Consider the following 23,976-nt stretch of genomic DNA (forward strand, 5'->3'; position numbering starts at 1 on the left):
TTCGCGATCAGTTGTGATTCGGATGTATCACCGCAGTACAGAGACACGCCCGGCCTTGACCCACTCCCTTGGTTTTCTTGACACCATTCTGCGGACATGCTTACCGGGGGGCCCTCGTCGAACACGTTCAGTTTCCGCATAAAGTGGGACGGGTGAGAGCCACTCTCGGATTGACCCGTCCTCTCGTCGTGAGAACCACGGCCGTCGGCGACCCCGGTGACCTGATCTCACGACTTCCCGGTGTCGCTCCCTATGCCTGGATAAGGCACGGCGAGGGGTTGGTGGCCTGGGGCGAGGCCGCGCGGGTTAGGGTCCCGCCCGGCCCCGGCCGCTTCGCCTGGGCCCGCGACTGGCTGGCGGCCACGCTCGGTGAGGCCCACGTCGACGACGAGGTCCGGGCCCCCGGTTCCGGCCCGGTCGCCTTCGGCTCGTTCACCTTCGACCCCCGCTCCGCCGGCTCCGTGCTGGTCGTGCCCCGGGCGATCCTCGCCCGCCGCGACGGCCGGGCCTGGTTCACCACCATCGGCGATGAGCGCCTCGACACCGTCAGCCCGCTGGCCGACCCCGGCAGGATCCGGTACGGCGACGGCAGCCTGACCGCGCCCGAGTGGCAGCACGCCGTGGCGCGCGCCGTACGGCAGATCCGGGCCGGACGGCTGGAGAAGGTCGTCCTGGCCCGCGACCTGACGGCCGTCGCCGAGAACCCGATCGACGTCCGGCTGCTGCTGTCCCGCCTGGCCGAGCGCTTCCCCGAGTGCTACACCTTCTCCTGCGCCGGCCTGGTCGGCGCCACGCCGGAGCTGCTGGTGCGCCGTACGGGCGAGACCATCGAGTCCCTGGTCCTGGCCGGCACGACCGCCCGCGGCACCAGCCGGGCCGACGACATGGCCCGCGGCGCGGCCCTGTTCGCCTCGGAGAAGGACCGCCAGGAGCACGCCTGCGCGGTGGAGTCGGTCCGCGAGGCGCTCGACCCGCTCTGCTCGGAGCTGAAGGTGCCCGAGGAGCCGGAGCTGCTGGTGCTGTCCAACGTCCAGCACCTGGCCAGCCCGGTGACCGGCCACCTGGCGGCGGGGGCCTCGGTGCTGGACGTGGTGGAGGCCATGCACCCCACGGCGGCCGTGGGCGGCACGCCCACCCGGACCGCGCTGGAGGTCATCCGCGAGCTGGAGGGCATGAACCGGGCCGGTTACTCCGGGCCGGTCGGCTGGATCGACGCCCGGGGCGACGGCGAGTGGGGCATCGCCCTGCGGTGCGCGCAGATCACCGGTTCCCGGGCCCGGCTGTTCGCCGGCTGCGGCATCATGGGCGGTTCCGACCCGGCCTCGGAGCTGGCCGAGGCCCAGGCCAAGCTCCGCGTCATGCAGTACGCCCTGGAGGGCTGAGACCCCGCCGGGACCGGCGCCCGCGCGCCGGTCCCGGCGGTCTGGTCACAGCGCCGCGTAGACGGCCTCGATGAGCGCCATCTTCCGCGGGTCGTCGGCGACCAGCGGCCCCATGCGGTTCATGACGTAGCCGATGCTGACCTGCGCCTCGGGGTCGGCCAGGCCGCAGGAGCCGCCGTAGCCGTCGTGGCCGAAGGCGCGGGGGTTGGGGCCGTACGATCCGCGCGGGCCGCTCAGCCAGTAGCCCAGCGCGATCTCCGTCTCGCCGCCGAACCCGGCGCCGAGCACCAGGTCGACGCATGATCCCTGCCCCTGCCTGGCACGCTCGACGGCCTCGGGCGACAGCAGCCGGCGGCCGTCCCACGACCCGCCGCACGCCATGACGCCGTACAGCGCGGCGACCGCCCGCGCCGTGCCGTGCCCGTTGGCGGCCGGCACCTCGACGCGGCGCCAGGCCGGCTCGTTGGCCTCCTCCGCCCCGAAGACGGGATTGGCCAGGGCCGCGATCGCGGCCGGGTGCATCTGGGCGAAGATCTCCGCCTGCTCGCTGCCCGGAGGCGGGGTCGCGTGGGACAGCTCGGCGACGCGCCCGTCCTCCGACTCCGGCAGCCCGACGGCGAAGTCGAGGCCCAGCGGCCCGGTGACCTCCTCGCGCAGGAAACGCCCGACCGTGCGCCCGCCCACCCGCCGGATCACCTCGCCGACCAGGTACCCGTAGGTCAGCGCGTGGTATCCCGAGCGGGTGCCGGGCTCCCACAGCGGCTCCGCGGCCGCCAGCCGCGAGGTCATCAGCTCCCAGTCGAGCAGGTCGGCCGGGGAGGTCGGCTCGCGCAGCCCGGACAGCCCGGCCCGGTGCGAGAGCAGGTCGCGCACCGGTATGCCCTGCTTGCCCCCGGCGGCGAACTCGGGCCAGTAGGAGGCGACGGGCGCGTCCAGGTCCAGCTCTCCCCGGTCGGCCAGCATGTGGGCGCACAGGGCGACGACGCCCTTGGTGGTGGACCAGACGTTGACCAGCGTGTCACGTTCCCACGGGCGGCTGCGTCCCGGGTCCGTGTGACCGCCCCACAGGTCGGCGACGGTCGTGCCGCCGACCGTCACCGTGACCGCGGCGCCGAGCTCGCCGCGGGCGGAGAAGTTCTCCTCGAACGCCTTGCGCACGCCGTCGAAGCGGTCGTCGCAGCTGCCGTGGATCGTCGTCATCGAGCTGCCCTCCTTGCCGTTCGCCTCAACGTACCGACTAGTCGGTTTGCAGAGAAGGGGGTAAAGCCGGAGATCCCGGTCAGGCGCCCGGATGACGCGGTGGGGCCGGGGTCAGCCGCAGGGGAGCTCCGCGGTGATCACGGTGGGCCCGCCCGGCGGGCTGTCCACCCGCAGACCGCCGTCCAGCGCGGCGACCCGGCGGGCGAGGCCGGACAGTCCGCCGCCCGCGCGGTCGGCACCGCCCTTGCCGTCGTCCTCCACCCGCACCACCACGCTCCGCCGCCCGGCGGATCCGGAAGGCCCCCCTCCGGCCTCGGCCGTTCCGCCGCCCGGCGCGCCGTCTCCCGCGATCCTCTCGGTGACCTCGACGGTGACCGCGCGGGCGCCCGCGTGCTTGGCCGCGTTGGTGACGGCCTCGCTGACCACGAAGTACGCGGCCGTCTCCACCGGCCCCGGCGGCCGTTCGCGCAGGCCGTACCGGATCGTCACCGGCATCCCCGCGCGTTCGGCGACTCCGGCCAGCGCGTCGTGCAGGCCGAGGGCGTCCAGCCCGCTGGGGTAGACCCGCCAGGCGACCTCCCGCAGCTCGCCCAGCGCCTCCTGCGCCGCGGTGTGGGCCTGGCCGAGCAGCTCGTCGAGCAGTTCGGGCGAGCGGCCCCGGCGTGCCCGGCCGATCAGCATCGCCAGCGCGACCAGGTGCTGCTGCACTCCGTCGTGCAGGTCGCGCTCGATGCGCCTGCGTTCCTGGTCGACGGCGGCCACGACGCCCGCGCGGGTCTCGGCCAGCTCGGCGATGCGGCGGTGCAGCCGCTCGGTGCGGCTGGGGCCGAGCGCTGCCACGGCGATCCTCCGTTCGAGTACGGCCAGGCCGATGATCCCCATGATCTCCAGGAAGAACAGGACCAGACCGCCGACCCCGATGTAGGCCACGATCAGCGGCTCCGGCTCCATGCCGTCGAAGGTCTCCCCCCGGCCCCACATCCACACGATCGTCATCCCCGTGCCGATCCCGAGGACCAGCAGCAGCAGGACCCCCGCCGCCAGCAGGCCGGCGGGCAGCCGTACAGCGAGGTAGCGCAACGCCCGGCGGCCGTCGTAGCCGGAGATCCCGGCCCCGCCCAGCAGCTCCAGCCGCGCGACCTCCAGGGCCGCCAGCCGTACGGCTCCCGCCAGCACGCGCGGCCGGGCGGCGGGCAGGAGCAGCGAGGGGACCGCCACGAGGAGGAAGACCAGCCCGGCCAGGGCCGAGAGCACTCCGAGCGCGAGCCCGGCCAGCGTCCTGGCCGCCGTCGCCGCTCCCGCCGTCATCGGGCGTGGTGCCGGCCCTTGCGCCGGTCCACCACCCGGACCCAGATGAAGATCACGATGGCGAGCAGGACGACGCCCAGCACGGCCTTGGAGACGATCCCCATGTACTGCTCGATCAGGTGGTACTTCTCGCCGAGGGCGTACCCGGCCATGATGAAGGCCGTGTTCCAGATGAGGCTGCCCGCCAGGGTGAGGATGGTGAAGATCGAGAGCGGCATGCGCTCGACCCCGGCGGGGATCGAGATCAGGCTGCGGAAGATGGGGATCATCCGCCCGAAGAAGACCGTCTTCTTACCGTGCCTGGCGAACCACGCCTCGGTCTTCTCGATGTCGGCGACGTTGATCAACGGCAGCTTGGAGGCGATGAGGATCACCCGCTCCCGGCCGAGCAGCGCGCCGACCCCGTAGAGCACCAGCGCACCGATCACCGAGCCGAGCGTGGTCCAGAGCACCGCGTCGAACAGGCCCATGTTCCCCTTGCTGGCGGTGAACCCGGCCAGCGGCAGGATCACCTCGCTGGGCAGCGGAGGGAACAGGTTCTCCAGGGCGATCGCGATCCCGGCCCCGGGCGCTCCCAGGGTCTCCATAATGCCGATCGCCCACCCGGCGACCCCGTCGACAGTCGATGAACTCATGAGACAAGGCTAGAGACCCGCGGATATGCCGTGCATGAGGCGTACCGCCGGACCTTCCTGGCGATCACCCCAGCGCCGGGGTGCGGAAAACCCCAGGAGCCCGGCACGGGGCCGTGGGGGCCGGGCGGCCCGGCGGGGAGACCCGTCGTTTCCCGGTGTTCCCGCACGTCAGACCGGTAAAGGACCATCTCGCCGACAGGTCGCGGAACGCGTCGGCGGGCGGATTCGAGCCCTCGCCGCCGGGCTCCCGCGCTCGCCACCCCAGGCAGCCGATGTGACGTATCTCACAGTTTTGCCAGTGATCTTGAATGATCGCGCACTGTCGAAGAAATCGCCGCCGGTCCGTCCGTTAGCGTTCTTGAAGAGGTCCGCCGGCGCTCCCGGAGAGGGAGGAGATCGGAACGGACCGGTGACCGGCCACCCGGCGGGACGGCTCAAAGACGCAGGGGAATGACATATGACCGACTACGGGCATGATCTCCGGTTCGGTGCCTTCATCACGCCCATCACCGCCCGGGCCGAAGAGGTGCTCTCGCTGGCCTCCCTCGCCGAGCGCGAGGGGCTCGACCTGGTGAGCTTCCAGGACCATCCGTACCAGGCGAACTTCCTCGACACCTGGACGCTGCTGTCGGTGGTGGCGGCCAGGACCTCCAGGATCCGCGTGGCGCCGAACGTGGCGAACCTGCCCCTGCGGCCCCCCGTGGTGCTGGCCCGCAGCGTCGCCACCCTCGACGTCCTCAGCGGCGGCCGGGTCGAGCTGGGCCTCGGCTCGGGCGGGTTCCTCGAGGCGATCGCCTCGATCGGCGGGCCGTCCCTGACCCCGGGCGAGGGCGTCGACGCGCTGTCGGAGGCGATCGACGTCATCCGCGCGATCTGGAACACCGAGGGCGGTCCGCTGCACCTGCAGGGCGGGCACTACCGGATCAAGGCCGCCCGGCCGGGTCCCGCGCCGGCGCACCCGGTGGAGATCTGGCTCGGCGCCTACAAGCGGCGCATGCTGACCCTGACCGGCGCCAAGGCCGACGGCTGGCTGCCCAGCTCGGGTTACGCGCCCCCCGGTGAGCTGGGCGGCATGAACGCCGCGATCGACCGGGCGGCCGAGGACGCCGGACGCGACCCGGCGGAGATCCGGCGGCTCTACAACGTCGAGGGCCGCTTCGGCTCCGGCGGCGGTTTCCTCGACGGCTCGCCGCGCGACTGGGCCGAGCAGCTCGCCGGGCTCACCCTTGAGCACGGGATGAGCACCTACACCCTGATGAGCGACTCGGCGGCCGACCTGCAGCGCTTCGCGGCCGAGGTCGCGCCCGCCGTACGCGAGCTCGTCGACGCCGCACGCGCCCGTTCCGCCGGCGCGACGGCGGGGGTTTCCTGAGCGGAGCGCCTGCGGGATGGCGGGGGCTTCCTGGGCGGGGGCGCCTGCGGGATGCGAGCGCCCGCCCCGCCGATCCGGCTCCCGATCCCGGCCGCCGCCGGTTCCCCTCCCCTGGGGACGGCGTCTATCGTCGTCTCCCGGATCAAGGACGGACCTGTCCGATCGAGGACGGCCGGACGGCGAGAGGAAGTGAGCGGTGCCCGATCCCAGCCCGCCCGGCACGGGTGACCCCGCGGAGATCGGCGGCTACCGGCTGGCCGGGATCCTGGGCGAGGGCGGGCAGGGCGTCGTCCATCTGGGGCGGTCCGCCGCAGGCGGCAAGGTGGCGATCAAGCTGCTGCACGCCCGGATGGCGGACGACCCCGGCGTCCGGCGGCGGTTCCTGCGCGAGGCGGAGCTGACCCGCAGGGTCGCGGCCTTCTGCACCGCCCAGGTCGTCGCCACCGGCGTCGCCGGCGACCGCCCCTATCTGATCAGCGAGTACGTGCCGGGGCCGTCCCTGCGGGAGCTGGTCGCCGAGGACGGGCCACGGACCGGGGGCGGCCTGGACCGGCTGGCGATCACGACCCTGACGGCCCTGGCCGCCGTCCACCGGGCCGGTGTCGTCCACCGGGACTTCAAGCCCAGCAACGTGATCATGGGCCCGGAGGGGCCCGTGGTCGTCGGCTTCGGCATCGCCCGCTTGCTGGAGCACACCACCACGCGATCCGAGCTGGTGGGCTCCCCGGCCTACATGTCGCCGGAGCAGCTCGACGGGCAGGAGGCAGGCGCCGCCTCGGACGTGTTCGCCTGGGCCGCCACCATGGTCTACGCCGCCACCGGCCGTCCGGCCTTCCCCGGTACCACCCCCGCCGCGGTGATGGGCGCCGTCCTGAACCGCGAGCCCGACCTGGCCGGAGTGCCCGACCGGCTGCGCCCGCTGCTGGCCGCCTGCCTGGCCAAGAATCCCGCCGCCCGCCCCACCGTCACCGCGGCGCATCCTCACCGGCGAGACCCCCGCCGCCGGTCCGGCGGGCTCCGGACGGGGCGGAACGCCGCACGGGGCCGGTCCAGCCCGGCGGCGTCTCCTGGTGGCCGGTACGGCCGCCGCCGCGATCCTGCTCGCCCCCGCGATCCTGTGGCTGCGGCAACCGGAGGCTCCCCGGGGCTCCGGTCCCGCGTCCGCGTCCATCTCGTCCGCAACCTCCTCCTCCGGCCGCTCCCCGGCGGCCTCATCCCCAGCCTCCTCCGGCCGGACCCCGGCCGGCACGCCACTCGTCCACGGCGACCCGGTCTGGACGGTGGCCGCCGCCCGACCGGACGGGCGCACCGTCGTCGTCTCCGGTGACGGCCGCACCGTGCGGATATGGGACCTCGCCACCGGCACGGAACACCGGTGACGTGAAAGGCCGGTGACCCGGAAGACCGGTGACACGTCCCTGCGGCACGCCGCCGCCGCGTCGCGGCCCGCCGTACCGCCCTCCGCTTCCGCAAGACGGCGCCCGGCGGGCGTTCAGCCCACGATCTCGTCGTCGGCGTGCGCGGCGAACTGGGCCGAGCGGACCTCGGCCACGCGCTCGTAGCGGCTGATCCGGTCCTCCCAGTCGGCGTCGATCCCGAACGCCACCTTGGCGAACCCCACCCCCTTGATCGCCTCGGGCAGACCGGGGTCGCCGGGCGCGTACACCTCCCCGGCGACGGCGACGGTGTTCGGCGGCACGAAGGACTCCTCCGGCAGCGTGGTGCGCGCGTGCACCAGGGCCCCGACCGCGACGACCGCCCCCGCTCCGAGCACCGCCTCCTGCAGCACGGTCGCCCCGGTGCCCAGATAGACGCACCGCGCCACCTCCGCAGCCCAGCAGGGTCGCCTGCGGGCCGACGAAGACGTGGTCGCCCAGCGTCACCTCGCCGCGCAGCACGGCGTTCTCGCAGACGATCGCACACTCGCCGACCTCGATCGCGCCCTCCTCGGCGTCGAGGACGGCCCCGTACATCACCCGTGCCCGGGGACCGATCCGCACCCGCCCCACGAGCGTCGCGTTCGGCGCGACATAGGCGGAGGGATCGACGATCGGCTCATGGCCGCGGTGACGGATCAGCATGACATCCATCATCTCCCGGATCCGGTTCCCCCTCCCGTCACGGCGACTGCGAGGTCCGAAACCCGCCACCCGCCGTCAGGGCGGGGCGCTCAGCGGTCGCCGCTGCGCAGGTGGACCGTCTCGCCCGGTTCGATGGCCGCCCGGCCGGAGGTCAGGGTGGCGATCGCGTCGGGGAAGGACTCCAGCTCCGACTCGCGCACCACCACCTCGAGGGCGACCTGCGCGCCGTACACGACCTTCCTGACCTCGTACGACGAGGCGCGCAGGCTGTTCTCCAGGCGTCCGGCGCGCATGTGGTCCACGGTCACCGCCATGACCCTGGCGGGCACCATCGTCACCGGGGTCACCAGGTCCAGCGTCTTGGCGACCGCGCCGCCGTAGGCGCGGACAAGCCCGCCCGCGCCCAGCTTCACTCCGCCGAAGTAGCGCGTGACCACCGCCGCCACGTCGCCGATTCCCCGGCGCAGCAGCGTCTCCAGCATCGGCGCGCCGGCCGTGCCGCCGGGCTCGCCGTCGTCGTCGGCCCGCTGGACCCGCCGGTCCCCGCCGATCACGTAGGCCGAGCAGTTGTGCGTGGCGTCGGGGTGCAGCTCCTTGCGGGCGGCGACGACCGCGCGGGCGGCCTCCTCGGAGGGCGCGGGGGCCAGCAGGCAGATGAACCGCGATCCCTTGATCTCGATCTCGTGCTCGATCGGTTCTTCCAGCGTCAGGTACGGCTCGGCCACCACCGCAGGCTACCGGCGGGAGCGGTCAGGCCTCGGGCAGGGTCAGCATGATGAGCGGCGTGGAGGTGGGCTGCCGCGATCCGCCCGCGGGCTCGACCGTGACGCCCATCGTGGCGGTCTCCCCGATGCCCTCGACGACGACGGGCGGCGGATCGCCTCCGGAGGCGTCGGGTCGCAGCAGCCCGGCCGAGGTGATGCCCGACGGGCCGATCCGCCACAGCTGGTAGGTGCTGGACTCGGGCAGCGGTGACAAGCCCGAGGAGACGAACACCAGCCTGTCCTGGGAGCGGGAGACCACCGCCCTGGCCCTGCCTCCCGCCTCCGTCCTGTCGGTGACCGCCCGGGCGTCCGGCGCCGCCAGCACGGCGGCGATCTGCCGGTTGTCCTGCCTGGTCGTGTCCAGCAGGTCCTGGGCCCGGATCGCCACGACCCCGAGCACCACGGCGGCGGCCATGCTCACGGCCGTCAGCCCGGCCGTCAGCTTCGGCCACCACACCGACCCCGACCGCCACGACGGTCTCGCCCGGCGCGCCCGCGACGCCCGCGACGCCTCGGGGAACTCGGGGACGGGGAGCGCCACGACCGGGGGCAGCTGGCGGACGTGCCCGATCTGCGCCAGGACCCGTTCCCGCATCCGGGGCGGGGGCGTCAGGGCCAGGGCGTGACCGAGGCGGGCGGCCGTCTCGGTGAACCCGCGCACCTCCTGCGCGCACTCGGCGCAGCGTTCCAGATGTTCCTCGAAGCGCAGCCGGTCGGCGTCGTCGACGGCGTCGAGGGCGTACGCCCCGGCCAGCGTGTGCGGGTCGCGCCCGCTCAGCGCGCCGTTCATCTTTCCACTCCCAGGCAGTCGCGCATGCGGATCAGCCCGTCGCGCATCCGGGTCTTCACGGTCGCCAGCGGTACCTTCAGCAGCTCGGCGACCTCACGGTAGGAGTACCCGCCGTAGTAGGCGAACGTCACCGACTCGCGCTGCAACTCCGTCAGCCCGTCCAGGCACCGGCGCAGCCGCTCGCGCTCCAGCCGGGTCTGCACCGACTCGGCGACCTCGTCATAGGGCCGGTGCACCTCCAGCCGGGCGGCGCGCGTCTCCCGGTCGGTGCCGGCCTGGGCGGAGCGCACCCGGTCGACGGCGCGGCGGTGGGCGATCGTCATCACCCACGACATCGCCGACCCCCGTGACGCCTCGAAGCGCGCCGCGCCGCGCCACACCTCCACCAGCACCTCCTGGGCGACCTCCTCCGACTGGGCCGGATCGCGCAGCACCCGCAGGACGACGCCGTACACCGGCCCCGCGACCTGCTCGTACACCCGCTCGAAAGCCGTGCGATCACCCCGTGCCACCCGTTCCAGCAGTTCCTCCAGCCCCGGCCGCCCGCGATCCTGCCGTGGCCGCGGCTCGTGCTCCGCCCTCATGCAGCCCCTCCTCGCCGTCGGCCCGGATGCGTACACGGCTGATTCGGAGCAGACCGACCTGCGGATTGCCCGGCCGAGCGGGCATTTTGATCTCGATTCGGTGGAGGCTTCGTGATTGGCTCCACTCTGTGGGGAATTGGCTTGGTGTTGTGGGGAGGGCCGGGCTGCCCCCATGCCTTTACAAAGTAGATTCATATGGGGAGATCTGATGACGGAGCAGCTCGAGGCGATGCCCACCGACTGGCAGCGGGCCCTGGCCATCGTGGCGCACCCCGACGACCTGGAGTACGGCACGGCCGCGGCGATCGCCGGCTGGACCGACGAGCGGCGGGAGGTCTCCTACCTGCTGGTCACGCGGGGCGAGGCCGGGATCGACACCATGGACCCGGACAAGGCCGGCCCCCTGCGCGAGAAGGAGCAGCGGGCCAGCGCCGCGGTGGTCGGGGTGACGTCGGTGGAGTTCCTCAGCCATCCGGACGGGGCCATCGAGTACGGCCCGGCGCTGCGCAAGGACCTGGCCGCGGCGATCAGGCGCCACCGGCCGGAGCTGGTGCTGACCATCAACCACCACGACACCTGGGGCGGCAACGCGTGGAACACCCCCGACCACCGGGCGGTCGGCCGGGCGGTCCTGGACGCCGCCGCGGACGCGGGCAACCGCTGGATCTTCCCCGAGCTGGCCGCCGGCGGGCTCGCCCCGTGGGACGGCGTGCGGTGGGTGGCCGTGGCCGGGTCCCCCCGCCCGACCCACGCCGTGGCCGTGAGCGGCGGCGTGGAGCGCGCGATCCGCTCCCTGCTGGAGCACCGCACCTACATCGAGGCGCTCACCGAGGAGGAGCCGGAGAGCTACTGCCGCACCTTCATCGAGCAGATGACCTCACACGACTCCGCCCGCTTCGGCGACCGTCCCTGCATCGGCTTCGAGCTGTTCCCCCGCTGAGCGAGGAGCCGCCCGCCGGATCCCCCGCCTACCGGATCTCCTTCGGCCCGCCGGGCGGTTCGTCGCGGCTCAGCTCGTGGGCGAGCTGCTCCAGCTCCGCTCCCCCGGCCATCAGGGAGGTGAGCTCCTGGCGGGTGATGTCGGCCTTGCCGTACTCGCCCATGCTGGCGCCCCGGTTGAGCAGCAGGAAGCGGTCGCCGATGGGATAGGCGTGGTGCGGGTTGTGGGTGATGAAGACGACCCCGAGACCGCGGTCGCGGGCCTGGGCGATGTAGCGCAGCACCACCCCGGCCTGCTTGACGCCCAGCGCGGAGGTGGGCTCGTCCAGGATCAGCACGCGGGCGCCGAAGTGCACCGCGCGGGCGATGGCCACCGACTGGCGCTCGCCGCCGGACAGCGTGCCCACGGGCTGGTCGACGTCGCGGATGTCGATGCCCATGGAGCGCAGCTCCTGGCGGACCGTGCGCTTGGCCCGGGCCACGTCGAAGCGGCGCAGCGGGCCCCAGCCGAGCGAGGGCTCCGAGCCGAGGAAGAAGTTCCGCCACACCGACATCAGCGGGATCATCGCCAGGTCCTGGTAGACGGTGGCGATGCCGCGGTCGAGGGCGTCACGGGGGCTGGTGAAGGCGGCCGGGGCGCCGTCCACCAGATAGACGCCCGAGTCCGGCGGGTGCACGCCCGACAGGATCTTGATGAGCGTGGACTTGCCCGCGCCGTTGTCGCCGAGCACGCAGGTGACCTCCCCGGCGCGCACCTGCATGGAGACCTCGCGCAGCGCGATCACCCCGCCGAAGGTCTTGCCGCACTCGCGGGTCTCCAGCAGCGGTACGGCGAAGCCGGCCTCGCCCCGCGCGGGGGCGCCTCCCGTCGCGGTCAATGCCGTACCTCCTCCGCGTAGCGGCGCACCAGCCGGTTGGCGAGGGTGGCCAGCAGCAGCATCGCGCCCAGGAAGAACTTGAACCAGTCGGCGTCCCAGCCGAGGAAGACGATGCCCTTGTCGGCCATGCCGAAGATCAGCGCCCCGATGGACGCCCCGACCGCGGAGCCGTACCCGCCGGTGAGCAGGCAGCCGCCGATGACCGCCGCGATGATGTAGACGAACTCCTGGCCCAGTCCGGCGTTGGCCTGCACCGAGGTGAAGCGCAGGGCCAGGATCGAGCCGACCAGCCAGGCCGCCACGGCGGTGGTCATGAACAGAGCGATCTTCGTGCGGTCGGCGGGCACGCCGACCGCACGGGCGGCCCGCTCGTCGCCGCCCACCGCGAAGATCCAGTTTCCCGGCCTGGTGCGCATGAGCACCCAGGTGGCCAGGGCGGTGACGCCCAGCCACCACAGGATGGCCACGCGGAAGTCGGTCCCGCCGAGGGAGAAGGTCCCGGCCAGCAGGGCCCGCGCCTGGTCGTAGCCCTCGGCACGGCGCAGCCCGCTCACCTGGACGGTGCCGGTGAGCGCCTTGGTGACGCCGAGGTTGATCCCCTGCAGCATCAGGAAGGTGCCGAGGGTGACGATGAAGCTCGGCAGCTTGGTGCGGACCACGATCAGCCCGTTGAGGAAGCCCACCAGCAGCGCCACGACGAGGGCGACGAGCATCGCCGTCCACACCGACAGGCCGTATCTGGTGGAGAGGATGACCATGATCAGGCCGGTGCTGCCGGTGAGCACCCCGGCCGACAGGTCGAACTCGCCGCCGATCATCAGCAGGGCGATGGCCACCGCCATGATGCCGAGCGTGGAGGCCGGGTCCAGCCAGTTGGCCACTCCCTCGATCGAGCGGAACGTCTCCGACTGGCCGGCGAAGAAGGCGAACACCGCGATCGCGCCGACCACCGCGCCCAGCTCGGGGCGGATCAGCAGCCGCCGGGCCAGGCCGGTCCCGGCGAGCCGCTCGTCGGCCACCGTCATGCCCGGCCCTCCCGGTCGCGGTCCTGATCCCGGTCCCGGGTCCCGGCCCGTCCGGCGGGCGTGCCGCATGCACCGCACCCGCCGGACGGGCCGTACCCGCCGTGCCCGCCGGTCACCGGGTGCCGCTCTCGGCGAGCTTGGCGACCTGCTCGGCGTTGTCCTTGGTGACGAAGCCGGGGCCGGTGTTCACCGGGAGGCCGCCGCCGACGGTGTTGAGGTTCTTCGCGTAGAGGGTGAGGAAGGTGATCGGCAGCCAGCCCTGCAGGTACTGCTGCTGGTCCACGGCGAACAGGATCTCGCCGTCCTTGATGGCGGTGACCACGTCGCCCGACAGGTCGAAGGTGCCCAGCTTCGCCTTGGAACCGGAGTCGGCGATGGCGTCGCGGGCCGCGATGGCCACGGCCGGGTTCAGAGCGAGCACGCCGTCGAGCGAGGTGTCCGACTGCAGCCTGGCGGTGATCTTCGAGGTGGCGTCGGCGAGGTTGGTGCCCTCCACCTGGAGCCGCTCGACGGTGCCGCCCAGCCCTTCGGTCGCGCCGTTGCAGCGCTGGTCCAGGCCGACGTTGCCCGCCTCGTGGATCACGCAGAGCAGCTTCTTGACGCCCGCGGCCTTGAGCTGCTCACCGGCGCCCCGCCCGGCCACGTCCTCGGACTGGCCGACGTGCGTGATGGCGCCGAACTCCTTGGACTTGTCACCGCCCGAGTTGATGGTGATCACCGGGATCTTCGCGGCCACGGCCTTGCCGACGGACTCCTTCAGCGCGTCGGGGTTGGCCATGGAGACCACGATGCCGTCGACCTTCTGGCTCACGGCCTGGTCGATGAGCTGCGACTGCCGGGCGGGATCCCCGTCGCCCTGGTAGCTCACCGTGACGCCGTACTGCTTGCCGGCGGCCTCGGCACCGTTCTTGACCACGTCCCAGAAGGCGTCTCCGGAGGCCGCGTGGGTGATGACGGCGAAGGTGCCGCCACCGGCCGGCGGTTCGGCCGCCGCACTCGTGGGAGAACCGGCGGTCTGGGCGCCGCCCTCCTGCCCTCCCGATGAACAGCCGCCCAGGGCGAAGAGCCCCAGCACGGCCGCCACGACCAGCCCTGTCGTCCGCTTCATCGGCAAGCCTCCCGCGCTTCGTTCCGCTGGAACCCCCGTGCATGGTTTGTAACCGCGGCATTACCTTCGTGTCAACAGTTTGTCGTGACATTAGGACCTATGCGAAACCATCACCTTTTGCGCGATGCGACGTTCATCCTTATGTCATGACATATGTATGTAATATTGCTCAGTCATTCATCACTCGTTAACGTGACATCAAGATGATCGAGCGCCGATCAGCCCGACCCCCACCTGGAGGCGCCATGCGTCCCCTGTCACGACTCTCCCTGGCCCTGGCGGCCGCGTGCCTGGTCACCGCCTTACCCGCGGCCCAGGCCGCCGGGGCGGACAGCGTGCCCACCGCCCACCCCGAGGTCGAGACCCCCGCCCTCTTCGACGACGAGGCGGGAGGCAACGCCAACGGCGACGACCCGGCGATCTGGGTCCATCCCACCAGACCCGGCAAGAGCGTGGTGGCCGCCACCGCCAAGGAGGGCGGCCTGTACGCCTACGACCTCAAGGGCGCGCAGCTGCAGCACATCCCGGCGCCCGCCGCCCCCGGCGACGACGACGAGCCCGGCCGCTTCAACAACGCCGACGTCCTGTACGGCTTCGCCGGCCGGGACCTGATCGCCGTCTCCGACCGGGGCCGCGACCACATCCGCTTCTACGCCGTCGACCCGGCCGCGGCCGCCGCCGGGCGCGCCCCGCTGGCCGACGTCACCGATCCGGCCGTGCCGTTCGTCTTCAACACCACGCAGGAGCAGGTCAACGAGGCCGAGACCGCCTACGGCCTGGCCGTCTGGAAGGACTCCACCGGCGCCTACGTCCTGGTCAGCCGGCGGCACGAGACGGCCGTCGCGCTGCTGAGGCTCAAGACCGTCTCCGGCGGGAAGATCGGCTACGACAAGGTCCGCCAGATCAGCCTGCCCTCCTCCTTCACCCTGCCCGACGGCAACACCTGGAGCCCGTGCCTGGAGCCCGGCGAGCTGCCGCAGGTCGAGGGCATGGTCGTAGACGCCGAGCGGGACGTGCTCTACGCCGCCCAGGAGACGGTGGGCATCTGGAGGATGCGCGCCGACCTGACCGGCGAGCCGGTGCTGATGGACAAGGTCCGCGGGTACGGCGTGCCGGGCACCTACGACCCCGGGACCGAGGAGTGCGCCTTCGGCGCCGACCCCGGTTTCGGCGGCACGCACCTGACGGCCGACGCCGAGGGGCTGACCATCTACCACCGTTCCGGCGGCAAGGGGTACCTGCTGGCCTCCAGCCAGGGTGACAGCACCTTCGCCGTCTACCGGCGCGAGGGCGCCAACGCCTATCTCGGGCAGTTCCGCGTCGGCGCCGACGACGGCATCGACGCCGCCGAGCACAGCGACGGCGCCATGGTGATGAACGTGCCGCTCGGCGAGAAGTTCGACGAGGGCCTCCTGGTGGTCCACGACGGCGCCAACCTGCCCGCCGACGGCGACCGGGAGAACACCAACTTCAAGTTCGTCGAGTGGGACGACGTCGCCGACCTGCACGACCTGGCCGTCGACACCCGCGGCTGGAACCCCCGCCGCTGAACCCGTGCCGTGCGGGCGCCCCGTGACCGTCCCCGCTCGGGCCGGTGCCGCGGGGCGTCCGTCCGGACCGCGGGATCCCGCTCATGCCGTACGGCCCGCGTCCGGGAACGCGATCTCCCGTATGACCGAGCCCGCCAGGTCGAAGCCGCCCACGTGGGCGATGTAGCCGCCGGGCTTGAGGATCGCCCCGCCGAAGGGGAGGTAGGCGCCCCCGGCCTGGCGGACCAGCAGCGCCCCGGCGGCCACGTCCCAGGGGCTGACACCGGATCCGTAGGCCACGTCGGCCCAGCCGCCGGCGACGTGGGCCAGCTTGAGCGCGGTGCTGCCCGGGCGCCGGACCGAGGCGAAGGACTCCACCATCCGCCCGAAGCGGAGCAGCGCCTCCCGGCCGTCGGCCGCCAGGTCGTGGGGGCCGGGATAGCTGCTCAGCAGCACCGCCTCGCGGTCGCGGGCCGCCCCGGCGCTGCGCAGCCGTACGTCGTCGCACCAGGCCCCGCCCAGGTCGGCGCGGAACATCTCGTCCCGCAGCGGGTCGTAGATCACCCCCGCGACCACCTCGTCGCCCTCCGCCGCGGCGATCGACACGCAGAAGAACGGTATGCCGGCGGCGAAGTTCGCCGTGCCGTCGATCGGGTCGACGTACCACCGGATCCCGCTCCCGGCGGACTCTCCCGCGGCGCCGGCCGCGGTGCCGCCCTCCTCGCCCACCACCGTGCTGCCCGGGCAGCGCTCGGCGAGGACCTCTCGGATGGTCTCCTCGGCGGCGCGGTCGTGCTCGGTCACCGGGTCGTGGAAGTCCTTCTTGGTCTCCACCGAGGGCCGTGACCTGAAGGCCTTGCGGAGCCGGTCGCCCACCGCGCGGGCGGCCTGCCCGGCGATCTCCGACAGCTCACGCGAGGTGGTCAGGTTCATGTCTTTCCTCCAGTGACGTCCGCGGCCTGGTCGGGGGGCTGTCCGGCCCTCACTTCCCGGTCCGCCGCCTCCCATGCGGGAATCCGGTCCGGGAATCCCCGCCGACCTGGCCGGACGGGCGCGGGGCACGCGGGATGATCTCGGGGCGGGCACACCTCCAGACAAGCAGGTAAGACCCGGTCAGGACACGGTTACCCCGCGATTGACCGGTGCCGCGACCTTGTTTGTCAGGACATTATGATGTCCGCTAAACTGATCACGCAGCGCAGCCGCAGGAGGGGCCGATGACCGCCAATCTCGCCATCGATCTGGACCGGTCCAGCCCGGTGCCGCTGTACTTCCAGGTGGCCGAGCAGATCTCCGAGGCGATCCGGCGCGGCGACCTGCCCCCGGGATCCCGGCTGGACAACGAGATCCTCCTGGCCGACCGGCTGGGCCTGTCCCGGCCCACCATCCGCCAGGCGATCCAGTACCTCGTGGACAAGGGCCTGCTGGTGCGCAAGCGCGGCGTCGGCACGCAGGTCGTGCACGGCCAGGTCAAGCGCTCGGTGGAGCTGACCAGCCTCTACGACGACCTGCGCCGGGCCGGGCAGGAGCCCGCGACCCGGGTGCTCTCGCTGGAGTCCCTGGCGGCCGAGGAGGAGATCGCCACGATCCTCGGCGTCCCGGCCGGCACCGAGGTGCTGCGGATGGAGCGCCTGCGCTACGCCGGGGGCGAGCCGCTGGCGCTGCTGCACAACTGGCTGCCCTCGGGCCTGGCCCCGCTGGCCGCCGAGAGCCTGCAGGAACGCGGCCTGTACGAGCTGCTGCGCTCGGCCGGGGTCCGCATGCGGGTGGCGAACCAGCGGATAGGCGCCCGGGCGGCCGGCGCGACCGAGGCCCGGCTGCTGGACGAACGGCGCGGCGCGCCGCTGCTCACCATGGTCCGCACCACCTACGACGACCAGGGCCGGGCCGTCGAGCACGGCTCCCACGTCTACCGGGCCTCGCACTACTCCCTGGAGGTCACCCTCATCGAGCGCTGACCCGTCCTGCCGCCCGCTCCCGTCCCGCACCCGGAAGGGCCGCCGTTTGCCTCAGGAACCGCGCGCCGGAGCCGACCGAGGGGGCAGACGTAGAAGAACGGGACTGCGATGTCGAACGAGTCGAACGAGCTGTGGCGGCGCTCCTCGGTGTTCACCGGCGAGACGCCCTCCGTCCTGGTGGTGGACGACGAGCCGACCGTGCTGGAGACGCTCACCCACCAGCTGGGCACGGACTACCGTGTCATCACCGCGCCCGACGGGCTGGCCGCCCTGGAGATGCTCGAGCGCGGAGGACCCGTCGCCGTCGTCATCAGCGACATGCGGATGCCCGACATGGACGGCATCGAGCTGCTGGGGCACGTGCGGCTGAAGTACCCCGACATCACCCGGGTCCTGCACACCGCCCAGGGCGACCTCACCTCCGCCATCTCCGCGATCAACACCGGCCAGGTCTTCCGCTTCCTGTGCAAGCCCTGCCCCACCCGGGAGCTGCGCGCCACCGTCCGCGACGCGCTGGAACGGCACCGCCTGGTCAGCGCCGAGCGGGAGATCCTGGACAAGACCCTCCGCGGAAGCCTGCAGGCGCTCTTCGGCTGTCTGGAACTGGCCAGCCCCCAGGCCTTCGCCCGCGCCGGGCGCATCCGCGACCTGGTCGGCGCCCTGTGCGGCGAGCTCGGCCTGGGCAACGCCTGGGAGATCGAGGTCGCGGCCATGGCCTCCCAGCTCGGCGCGGTGACCCTGCCGCCCAGCGTGCTGGAGAAGCTGGACCGGGGCATGCCGCTGCCCGAGGACGAGCAGAAGATGATCGACGCCATGCCCGGCACCGCGATCCGGCTGCTCGGCGGGGTGCCGATGCTCGAGAACGTCATCGAGATCATCCGCGGGCTCCGGCCCGCCGGCGGCGTCCACTGGCACGCACCCGATGAGGCGGACCCGGTGGTCGCCTCGGCCGTCGCCGTACTACGCGCGGCGACCGATTTCGAGGCCTTCACCAGCCGCGGCGTGACCGCGGAGCACGCCATCGCCGCGATGGAGGACCAGAGCGACCACGACGGCCCGGCACTGGCCGCGCTGCGCCGGATCCGGGGGATCGAGGCCGAGCACGAGACGGTGCACGCCCTGCGCATCGGCGAGCTGGAGGTCGGCATGCGCATCGCCGAGGACATCGTCGCCGTCAACGGCCTGGTGCTCATCGGCCGCGGGATCCTGGTCACCGAGATGCTCCTGGAGCGGCTGACCAACTACAAGCACATCGTGGAGCTGGTCGAGCCGGTCTGGGCCATCGTGCCGGAGGCGGGCACGGATGCGAAGACGGGCGCGGGGAGGAACCCGGGGAAGGGCCCGGCAAAGGGCGCCGCCCCCGGGACGACGGCGGTGGCGGCATGACCCCCTCCCGCCGACCGGCGACCCCGACGCCCGGGGTGGCCATGGCTCGCTCCGCCCCCCTCCCCCGGCGGCGCCGATGACCGCCCCCGGCACCGCGCTGAGCATCCGGGCGCGCCTGGCGGACCTGGTGGAGGACGGCAGCCCGCAGGAGATCGAGTTCATCGGCAGGCTCGTCGCCTCCTTCCTGGAGCGCGCTCCGGCCATGCTGGCCGGCCTCGACGCGGCCGTCGCCGCCGCGGACCACGCCGCGACGGCCCAGCGGGCCCACGCGCTGAAGGGCGCGGCGGCCAACCTCGGGGTGGACTCCGTCGCGGCGCTGTGCGCCGAGATCGAGCAGCTGGCCGGCACGGCCGGGACCGGTGGCCGCTCAGCCCTGCTGAGGTCCGCCCTCACCGAGGCGGAAGCCCACTTCGCCGACGTCCTCGACGACCTCCGCTCCGGCCTGCCGATCGTCCCCCGGCCCGTCTGAGGCGGCGGGACGGCTGTCACCCGGCGGTCTCCGCGGGCCCCAGCCCGGCGCAGACGGCCCGTACGGCGTCCAGCAGCTCACCCGCCGACGGCACGCCGTCGGGGTCCATGAGCCACTGCGCGGCCGTGCCCGACAGCAGGGCCTGGAAGTACGCGCCGACCATCTCCGCCCGGCGCGGGCCGAGCGCCTCCACCTCGACGCCGAACAGCTCGGCCAGGCCCAGGCGGGCCTGGCGGTTGGCGGCGGCGAAGCTGCTGCGCAGCTCCGGAGTGCGCTCGATGTGGGCCAGGACCTCGAACTGGACCGCCCACAGCGGCCGGGTCCGGGCGAAGGCCTTGAGGATGCTCGTCCAGGTCGCCTCGAACCGCTCGGCCGGGCCTGCGTCGGCGGGCGCCGCACCGGCCATCGCCGCGGCGATCTGGTCGCCCCATTCCTCGATCGCGCCGCGCAGCGCCTCGTTCAGCAGGTCGTCCTTGGAGCCGAAGTGGTAGCCGATGGCGGCGAGGCTGACCCCGGACGCCTGCGCGATGTCACGCGCGGTCGTGCGCGTGTAGCCCTTCTCCAGCAGACAACGCCTGGCGCCGTCCAGCAGGTCTTCTCGGTTGCCCATGCCGCCGACCCTACCCGTTTTCTTGAACAGATGTCTAACACAGATGTTTTGAACAATCGTCTTGCACGATCGTCTGAAACGCTTGTACCGTCAGTGCTGTCCGAGGCGATCGCCCGGACCGAGACCGACGGCAGGGAGCCGCAGTGATGAAGAACGCGAACGTGTTGATCTCCGGCGCCGGTGTCGCGGGCGTCACCCTCGCCTACTGGCTCCGGCTGCACGGCTTCACCCCGACCGTCGTGGAGCGCGCCCCCGCCGTCCGGGCGGGCGGTTACAAGGTCGACATCCGCGGCGCGGCGCTCACGGTCGCCGAGCGCATGGGCCTGCTGGAGGAGATCCGCGCGATGCGCACCGACGTGCGGAGCGGCGTCGTCGTCGACGCGACCGGCAGGCGGGTGGCGAGCATGGACGGCGACACCTTCGGCGGCCGGACGCACGGCGACGCCGAGATCCTCCGCGGCGACCTGCACCGCCTGCTGTACGAGCGGACCCGGGACTCGGTCGCCTATCTCTTCGGCGACTCCGTCACCGCCCTGCGCCAGACGCCCGACGGGGTCGAGGTCGACCTGGCGAGCGGGCGCAGCCGTGCCTTCGACCTGGTGGTGGGGGCCGACGGCCTGCACTCGGTCACCCGCGCGCTGGCGTTCGGGCCGCAGGAGCGGTTCGTCCACGACCTGGGCTACCGCATCTCGATCTGCGGCGTGCCCAACCACCTCGGGCTGGACCGCGAGGAGGTCACCTACATCGGCCCCGGCAGGACGGTGCTCGCCTACAGCACGGCGGGCGACGCCGGCGCCAGGGCGATGTTCCTGTTCGACGCCGCCGCAGTGGACGGCGAGCCGCGCGACCCCGGGGGACAGCGGCGCGCCCTGGCCTCCGTCTACGCCGGCGAGGGCTGGGAGGTGCCGCGCCTCCTGGAGTCCGCAGAGACCGCCGCGGACTTCTACTACGACTCGATCAGCCAGGTCCGCATGGACCGGTGGTCGTCGGACCGGGTGGCACTGCTCGGCGACGCCGCGTACTGCGCCTCGCCCGCCTCGGGCCAGGGCACCAGCCTGGCCCTGGTCGGCGCGTACGTGCTGGCGGGCGAGCTGGCCGCGGCCGGCGGGGACCACCGGGAGGGGTTCGCCGCCTACGAGCGGGAGATGCGGCCGTTCGCGGCGGCGAACCAGAAGCTCGGCCCGGCCAACGTCAAGCGGATGGTGATGCGCACCCGCGGGCAGGTCCGCATGTCGATGGTGATGCTCGGCCTGATGGACAGGCTGCCGGGCAAGGAGCGGATGATGGCGAAGGTCGTCGCGCCGATCCACAGGGCCGCCAACGCGATCACCCTCAAGCCCTACGCGCCCCGCCCCGCGGACCGCCCGGCCGCCCTCTGACGTACGTCACACGCGGGCCTTGACGGCGCTCTTGGACTTCACCTTCTCGAGGACCTCCTTCTCGGTGAGCTTCAGCAGCTCCTCCAGCGTCACGACCGGCACCGTCCGGGCCCCTTCCTGCGCGTAGGCCGTGGTGAGGGCCGCGTCGCCGGTCGCGCCACCGAGGGCCAGCACCGCTCCGGCGACCAGGGGCAGGCCCAGCAGGTTGGTCACGATGCGGAGGATGAGGCTGAGGGTGGCGATGTGAGTCATGGCGGAGATCCCTTGCGGAGCGGCGGTGCACCTCGTGGTCGGAGGCCGGTGCCGGATCCCTGCGCCGTGGGCGTTGTGATCCGGCTCACTTCCTCCAGTGAGCCGCTCAGACGTAGCCACCAAAGTGCATAAAAGGTGCAGCAAGGTTGCTGCCGCTAGAAAAGCCTCATATCCCAGCAAAGTCCGCCGACAATCGCTTTTCATTCCTCGCGCCGATCAGGCGCGCGGTCCCGGCTCTCCGGTGACCCTCAGGCCGGGATCAGGAGTCCGGACACCCCCCGGGGCCGGGGTCAGCGCCCGTCCGGGGCGAGGCCGTTCCGGAAGGCGTAGGTGACGGCCTGGGCCCGGTCGCGCAGGCCCGCCTTGGCGAACAGGTTGTTGATGTGGGTCTTGACCGTCGCCTCGGAGATGAACAGCTCCCCGGCGATCTCGCCGTTGGAGCGACCGGCCGCGATCAGCCGCAGCACCTCGGCCTCCCGCGGGGTCAGGCCGTCCGGCAGCCGGGAGACCCGGCGCGTCCCGGCCGCGGCCTCGGCGAGCCTGCGCTGCACCTCGGGGTCGAACTGGGCCCTGCCCTCCGCCACGGCCGCCAGCGCGAAGGCGAGCCCCTCGGCGTCGGTGTCCTTGGTCAGATAGCCGCGCGCCCCCGCCCGGATCGCGGCGAACACCGACTCGTCGTCGGAGTAGGTCGTCAGCACCAGGACCTGCACCTCGGGACAGGCCGAGCGGATCCTGCGGGTGGCCTCCACCCCGTCCATCCGGGGCATGCGCAGGTCCATCAGCACGAGGTCCGGCCGCAGCCTCCCGGCGATCTCGACCGCCCCCTCGCCGTCGGCCGCCGTCCCCACCACCTCGATCCCCGGCAGCAGACCGAGCAGGAGCACCAGCCCCTCACGCACCACGGTCTGGTCGTCGACGACCACCACCCGCACCCCGCGCCCCGGCCCCGTCCCGCCCAGGCCCGGACTGCCCGCCGTACCTCCGTCCGGCTCCGGACGGCCGGGATCCGGCGCCTCCCCGCCCGGGCCGATCATCCCCGCCCGCCTTCCGCCGTGCCGTCGTCGCCCCCGCCGTGCGCGGGAACCCGCAGCAGCACGCCGAACCCCTCTGCGCAGGGTCCCGCCGTCAGGGAGCCGCCGATCAGCTCGGCCCGCTCCCGCATGCCCACCAGCCCGTAGCCGGACCCGGCCGGGGGCTGCGACCCCGAGAACCCCGAAGACTCCAAGGACCCCGGCGACCCCGGCGACCCTCCGGTGTCGCGCACCTCCAGCTCGCACCAGCGGCCCGAGCGGCGCAGCGTCACCGAGGCCGAGGCCCCCGGAGCGTGCTTGCGCACGTTCGTCAGCGCCTCCTGAGCCGTACGGGCCACCGCGAGCCTGGCCTCGGCCTCCATCGGCCCGAGGTCCGGCGCGACCGACACGACGCACTCGTCGCCGGTCACCGACCGGAACTCGATCGCGAGCCGCTCCAGCCGCTCGGCCAGCGGCAGCTCCTGCCCGCGCAGCGCGTCCAGGGCCCGGCGGGTCTCCTCCAGGCCCGTCCGCGCCAGCCGTACGGCGCGCTCGACCCGGTCCAGCGCCGCCGCCGGGTCCTGCCCTCGTCCCAGCAGCAACCGCGCGCCCTCCAGGTGCACGATCTGCGCCGACTGGGAGTGCGCCAAGACGTCGTGCACCTCGCGGGCCAGCCGGGTGCGCTCGGCGAGCACGGCCTCGCGCGCCCGCGCCTCGGCCACCTCCGCCGTCCGCTCCCCGGTCAGCGCGAGCTGCCGGATGAGGAAGGCCATCGCCGCCGAGTAGGCCAGGCCCAGGGTGTTGCCGACCAGCGGCCCGCCCTCCATCCCGGACAGCAGGGACACGACAGCGAAGCCCGCGGTGCCGGTGACCGCCAGCACCGCCGCGGGCCGCAGCTCCGCCCGGAACGGCAGGAGCCAGACGGAGGCGTACAGCAGGGCCGCGCCGGTGTGGGGGACGGCGGCGTGCAGGATGAGCCCGCCCGACACGGCGAGGCCGAACAGCACGGCGTTGCGGCGTTCCCCCTCCCGCACCAGCGCCCACAGGCAGCAGCCGGAGGCGGCCGCGCCGACCACCAGCACCGCCGCGCCCGCGCCCCACCCCCACCGCTGCGCGGCCTGCACCGTCGCCCAGCCGGTCCCGACGAGCAGCTGACCCGCCAGGAGGACGACGAAGGCCCGCAGAACGACGGGACAACGCAACCAGGACACGGCCGCCACGGTATCCCGACCGCCCGCCCCCGTCATGGACCCGTGGGTGGAGATCATCCTCCCTCCGCGGCGCGACGGCCCCTCCCCGGCGGAGACCGTCCCCCAC

General features: G+C 73.1%; 24 protein-coding genes. 9 read left to right on the plus strand and 15 right to left on the minus strand.

Translation table 11 applies throughout. The features are described 5' to 3' along the window. The first annotated feature begins 188 nt into the window (after positions 1 to 188). Positions 189 to 1,382 (plus strand): isochorismate synthase, encoded by a 1,194-nt coding sequence (locus tag Psi01_RS30680; RefSeq protein ID WP_239128138.1) that lies wholly within the window; start codon positions 189 to 191, stop codon positions 1,380 to 1,382. 45 nt (positions 1,383 to 1,427) lie between these two features. On the opposite strand, the gene Psi01_RS30685 is transcribed toward Psi01_RS30680, so the two are convergent. The 3 genes from Psi01_RS30685 to Psi01_RS30695 all read right to left on the minus strand — a co-directional run bounded on the left by Psi01_RS30685 (position 1,428) and on the right by Psi01_RS30695 (position 4,525). After that, positions 1,428 to 2,582, minus strand: a complete 1,155-nt coding sequence (locus tag Psi01_RS30685; RefSeq protein WP_204067613.1) for a serine hydrolase domain-containing protein — start codon at positions 2,580 to 2,582, stop codon at positions 1,428 to 1,430. Between the two features lie 111 nt (positions 2,583 to 2,693). Next, positions 2,694 to 3,890 carry a sensor histidine kinase gene (locus Psi01_RS30690; protein ID WP_204067614.1) on the minus strand — a complete coding sequence of 399 codons (1,197 nt, stop codon included), beginning with the start codon at positions 3,888 to 3,890 and terminating at the stop codon, positions 2,694 to 2,696. After that, positions 3,887 to 4,525: a DedA family protein gene (locus tag Psi01_RS30695; protein ID WP_204067615.1), complete on the minus strand. Its 639-nt coding sequence runs from the start codon at positions 4,523 to 4,525 to the stop codon at positions 3,887 to 3,889. The genes Psi01_RS30690 and Psi01_RS30695 overlap by 4 nt, the downstream gene beginning before the upstream one ends. Before the next feature lie 457 nt (positions 4,526 to 4,982). Between Psi01_RS30695 and Psi01_RS30700 the strand changes: the two genes are divergently transcribed. Next, a complete protein-coding gene (locus Psi01_RS30700) occupies positions 4,983 to 5,897 on the plus strand; it encodes an LLM class flavin-dependent oxidoreductase (protein ID WP_204067616.1) in 915 nt (304 codons plus the stop codon). A gap of 196 nt (positions 5,898 to 6,093) precedes the next feature. Then, positions 6,094 to 7,224, plus strand: coding sequence for a serine/threonine-protein kinase (locus Psi01_RS30705; RefSeq protein WP_204067617.1), 1,131 nt, complete (start codon positions 6,094 to 6,096; stop codon positions 7,222 to 7,224). A gap of 165 nt (positions 7,225 to 7,389) precedes the next feature. On the opposite strand, the gene Psi01_RS43600 is transcribed toward Psi01_RS30705, so the two are convergent. From Psi01_RS43600 to sigK, 4 genes are all read right to left on the minus strand, one after another. Next, positions 7,390 to 7,722, minus strand: a complete 333-nt coding sequence (locus Psi01_RS43600; RefSeq protein ID WP_239128139.1) for a hypothetical protein — start codon at positions 7,720 to 7,722, stop codon at positions 7,390 to 7,392. Positions 7,723 to 8,067: 345 nt separating this feature from the next. Next, on the minus strand, positions 8,068 to 8,703 hold the full coding sequence (locus tag Psi01_RS30715; RefSeq protein WP_204067618.1) for a YigZ family protein: 636 nt from the start codon (positions 8,701 to 8,703) through the stop codon (positions 8,068 to 8,070). 25 nt (positions 8,704 to 8,728) lie between these two features. After that, the gene (locus Psi01_RS30720; RefSeq protein WP_204067619.1) at positions 8,729 to 9,532 is read right to left on the minus strand and encodes an anti-sigma factor; all 804 of its coding nucleotides are present in this window, start codon (positions 9,530 to 9,532) and stop codon (positions 8,729 to 8,731) included. Continuing rightward, entirely contained in the window at positions 9,529 to 10,116 is a 588-nt protein-coding gene (gene sigK, locus Psi01_RS30725) for an ECF RNA polymerase sigma factor SigK (RefSeq protein WP_204067620.1), read from the minus strand. The genes Psi01_RS30720 and sigK overlap by 4 nt, the downstream gene beginning before the upstream one ends. A 208-nt stretch (positions 10,117 to 10,324) precedes the next feature. Here sigK and Psi01_RS30730 point away from each other — a divergent pair, with 208 nt between their 5' ends. Beyond that, on the plus strand, positions 10,325 to 11,056 hold the full coding sequence (locus tag Psi01_RS30730) for a PIG-L deacetylase family protein (RefSeq protein WP_204067621.1): 732 nt from the start codon (positions 10,325 to 10,327) through the stop codon (positions 11,054 to 11,056). Positions 11,057 to 11,084: 28 nt separating this feature from the next. Here the strand turns inward: Psi01_RS30730 and Psi01_RS30735 are convergent, their stop codons facing one another. The 3 genes from Psi01_RS30735 to Psi01_RS30745 all read right to left on the minus strand — a co-directional run bounded on the left by Psi01_RS30735 (position 11,085) and on the right by Psi01_RS30745 (position 14,066). Continuing rightward, positions 11,085 to 11,933, minus strand: coding sequence for an ATP-binding cassette domain-containing protein (locus tag Psi01_RS30735; protein WP_204067622.1), 849 nt, complete (start codon positions 11,931 to 11,933; stop codon positions 11,085 to 11,087). After that, complete coding sequence (locus tag Psi01_RS30740; RefSeq protein ID WP_204067623.1) at positions 11,930 to 12,958, minus strand: ABC transporter permease; 1,029 nt, start codon at positions 12,956 to 12,958, stop codon at positions 11,930 to 11,932. The genes Psi01_RS30735 and Psi01_RS30740 overlap by 4 nt, the downstream gene beginning before the upstream one ends. 112 nt (positions 12,959 to 13,070) lie before the next feature. Further along, the gene (locus Psi01_RS30745) at positions 13,071 to 14,066 is read right to left on the minus strand and encodes a sugar ABC transporter substrate-binding protein (RefSeq protein ID WP_204067624.1); all 996 of its coding nucleotides are present in this window, start codon (positions 14,064 to 14,066) and stop codon (positions 13,071 to 13,073) included. A 245-nt stretch (positions 14,067 to 14,311) separates the two neighbouring features. Between Psi01_RS30745 and Psi01_RS30750 the strand changes: the two genes are divergently transcribed. After that, positions 14,312 to 15,616 (plus strand): phytase, encoded by a 1,305-nt coding sequence (locus tag Psi01_RS30750; protein WP_204067625.1) that lies wholly within the window; start codon positions 14,312 to 14,314, stop codon positions 15,614 to 15,616. An 81-nt stretch (positions 15,617 to 15,697) separates the two neighbouring features. Here the strand turns inward: Psi01_RS30750 and Psi01_RS30755 are convergent, their stop codons facing one another. Continuing rightward, the gene (locus Psi01_RS30755) at positions 15,698 to 16,528 is read right to left on the minus strand and encodes an inositol monophosphatase family protein (protein ID WP_204067626.1); all 831 of its coding nucleotides are present in this window, start codon (positions 16,526 to 16,528) and stop codon (positions 15,698 to 15,700) included. 284 nt (positions 16,529 to 16,812) lie between these two features. On the opposite strand from Psi01_RS30755, the gene Psi01_RS30760 reads away from it, so the two are divergent. From Psi01_RS30760 to Psi01_RS30770, 3 genes are all read left to right on the plus strand, one after another. Next, on the plus strand, positions 16,813 to 17,553 hold the full coding sequence (locus Psi01_RS30760; RefSeq protein ID WP_204067627.1) for a GntR family transcriptional regulator: 741 nt from the start codon (positions 16,813 to 16,815) through the stop codon (positions 17,551 to 17,553). A gap of 108 nt (positions 17,554 to 17,661) precedes the next feature. After that, the gene (locus tag Psi01_RS30765) at positions 17,662 to 18,939 is read left to right on the plus strand and encodes a response regulator (protein ID WP_204067628.1); all 1,278 of its coding nucleotides are present in this window, start codon (positions 17,662 to 17,664) and stop codon (positions 18,937 to 18,939) included. A 76-nt stretch (positions 18,940 to 19,015) separates the two neighbouring features. Further along, positions 19,016 to 19,408: an Hpt domain-containing protein gene (locus Psi01_RS30770; protein ID WP_204067629.1), complete on the plus strand. Its 393-nt coding sequence runs from the start codon at positions 19,016 to 19,018 to the stop codon at positions 19,406 to 19,408. Positions 19,409 to 19,424: 16 nt separating this feature from the next. Here the strand turns inward: Psi01_RS30770 and Psi01_RS30775 are convergent, their stop codons facing one another. Then, positions 19,425 to 20,018 carry a TetR/AcrR family transcriptional regulator gene (locus tag Psi01_RS30775; protein ID WP_204067630.1) on the minus strand — a complete coding sequence of 198 codons (594 nt, stop codon included), beginning with the start codon at positions 20,016 to 20,018 and terminating at the stop codon, positions 19,425 to 19,427. Between the two features lie 146 nt (positions 20,019 to 20,164). On the opposite strand from Psi01_RS30775, the gene Psi01_RS30780 reads away from it, so the two are divergent. Continuing rightward, on the plus strand, positions 20,165 to 21,397 hold the full coding sequence (locus tag Psi01_RS30780) for an FAD-dependent monooxygenase (protein ID WP_204067631.1): 1,233 nt from the start codon (positions 20,165 to 20,167) through the stop codon (positions 21,395 to 21,397). Between the two features lie 6 nt (positions 21,398 to 21,403). Here the strand turns inward: Psi01_RS30780 and Psi01_RS30785 are convergent, their stop codons facing one another. The 3 genes from Psi01_RS30785 to Psi01_RS30795 form a co-directional block, all read right to left on the minus strand. After that, positions 21,404 to 21,649: a hypothetical protein gene (locus tag Psi01_RS30785; RefSeq protein WP_204067632.1), complete on the minus strand. Its 246-nt coding sequence runs from the start codon at positions 21,647 to 21,649 to the stop codon at positions 21,404 to 21,406. Positions 21,650 to 21,939: 290 nt separating this feature from the next. Next, the gene (locus tag Psi01_RS30790) at positions 21,940 to 22,683 is read right to left on the minus strand and encodes a response regulator (RefSeq protein ID WP_204067633.1); all 744 of its coding nucleotides are present in this window, start codon (positions 22,681 to 22,683) and stop codon (positions 21,940 to 21,942) included. Next, positions 22,680 to 23,870 (minus strand): sensor histidine kinase, encoded by a 1,191-nt coding sequence (locus Psi01_RS30795; protein WP_204067634.1) that lies wholly within the window; start codon positions 23,868 to 23,870, stop codon positions 22,680 to 22,682. The genes Psi01_RS30790 and Psi01_RS30795 overlap by 4 nt, the downstream gene beginning before the upstream one ends. Between the last annotated feature and the right edge of the window lie 106 nt (positions 23,871 to 23,976).

The sequence above is a fragment of the Paraplanobispora siamensis genome (assembly GCF_016863175.1).
In the GTDB taxonomy this organism is placed as follows: Bacteria; Actinomycetota; Actinomycetes; order Streptosporangiales; family Streptosporangiaceae; genus Planobispora; species Planobispora siamensis.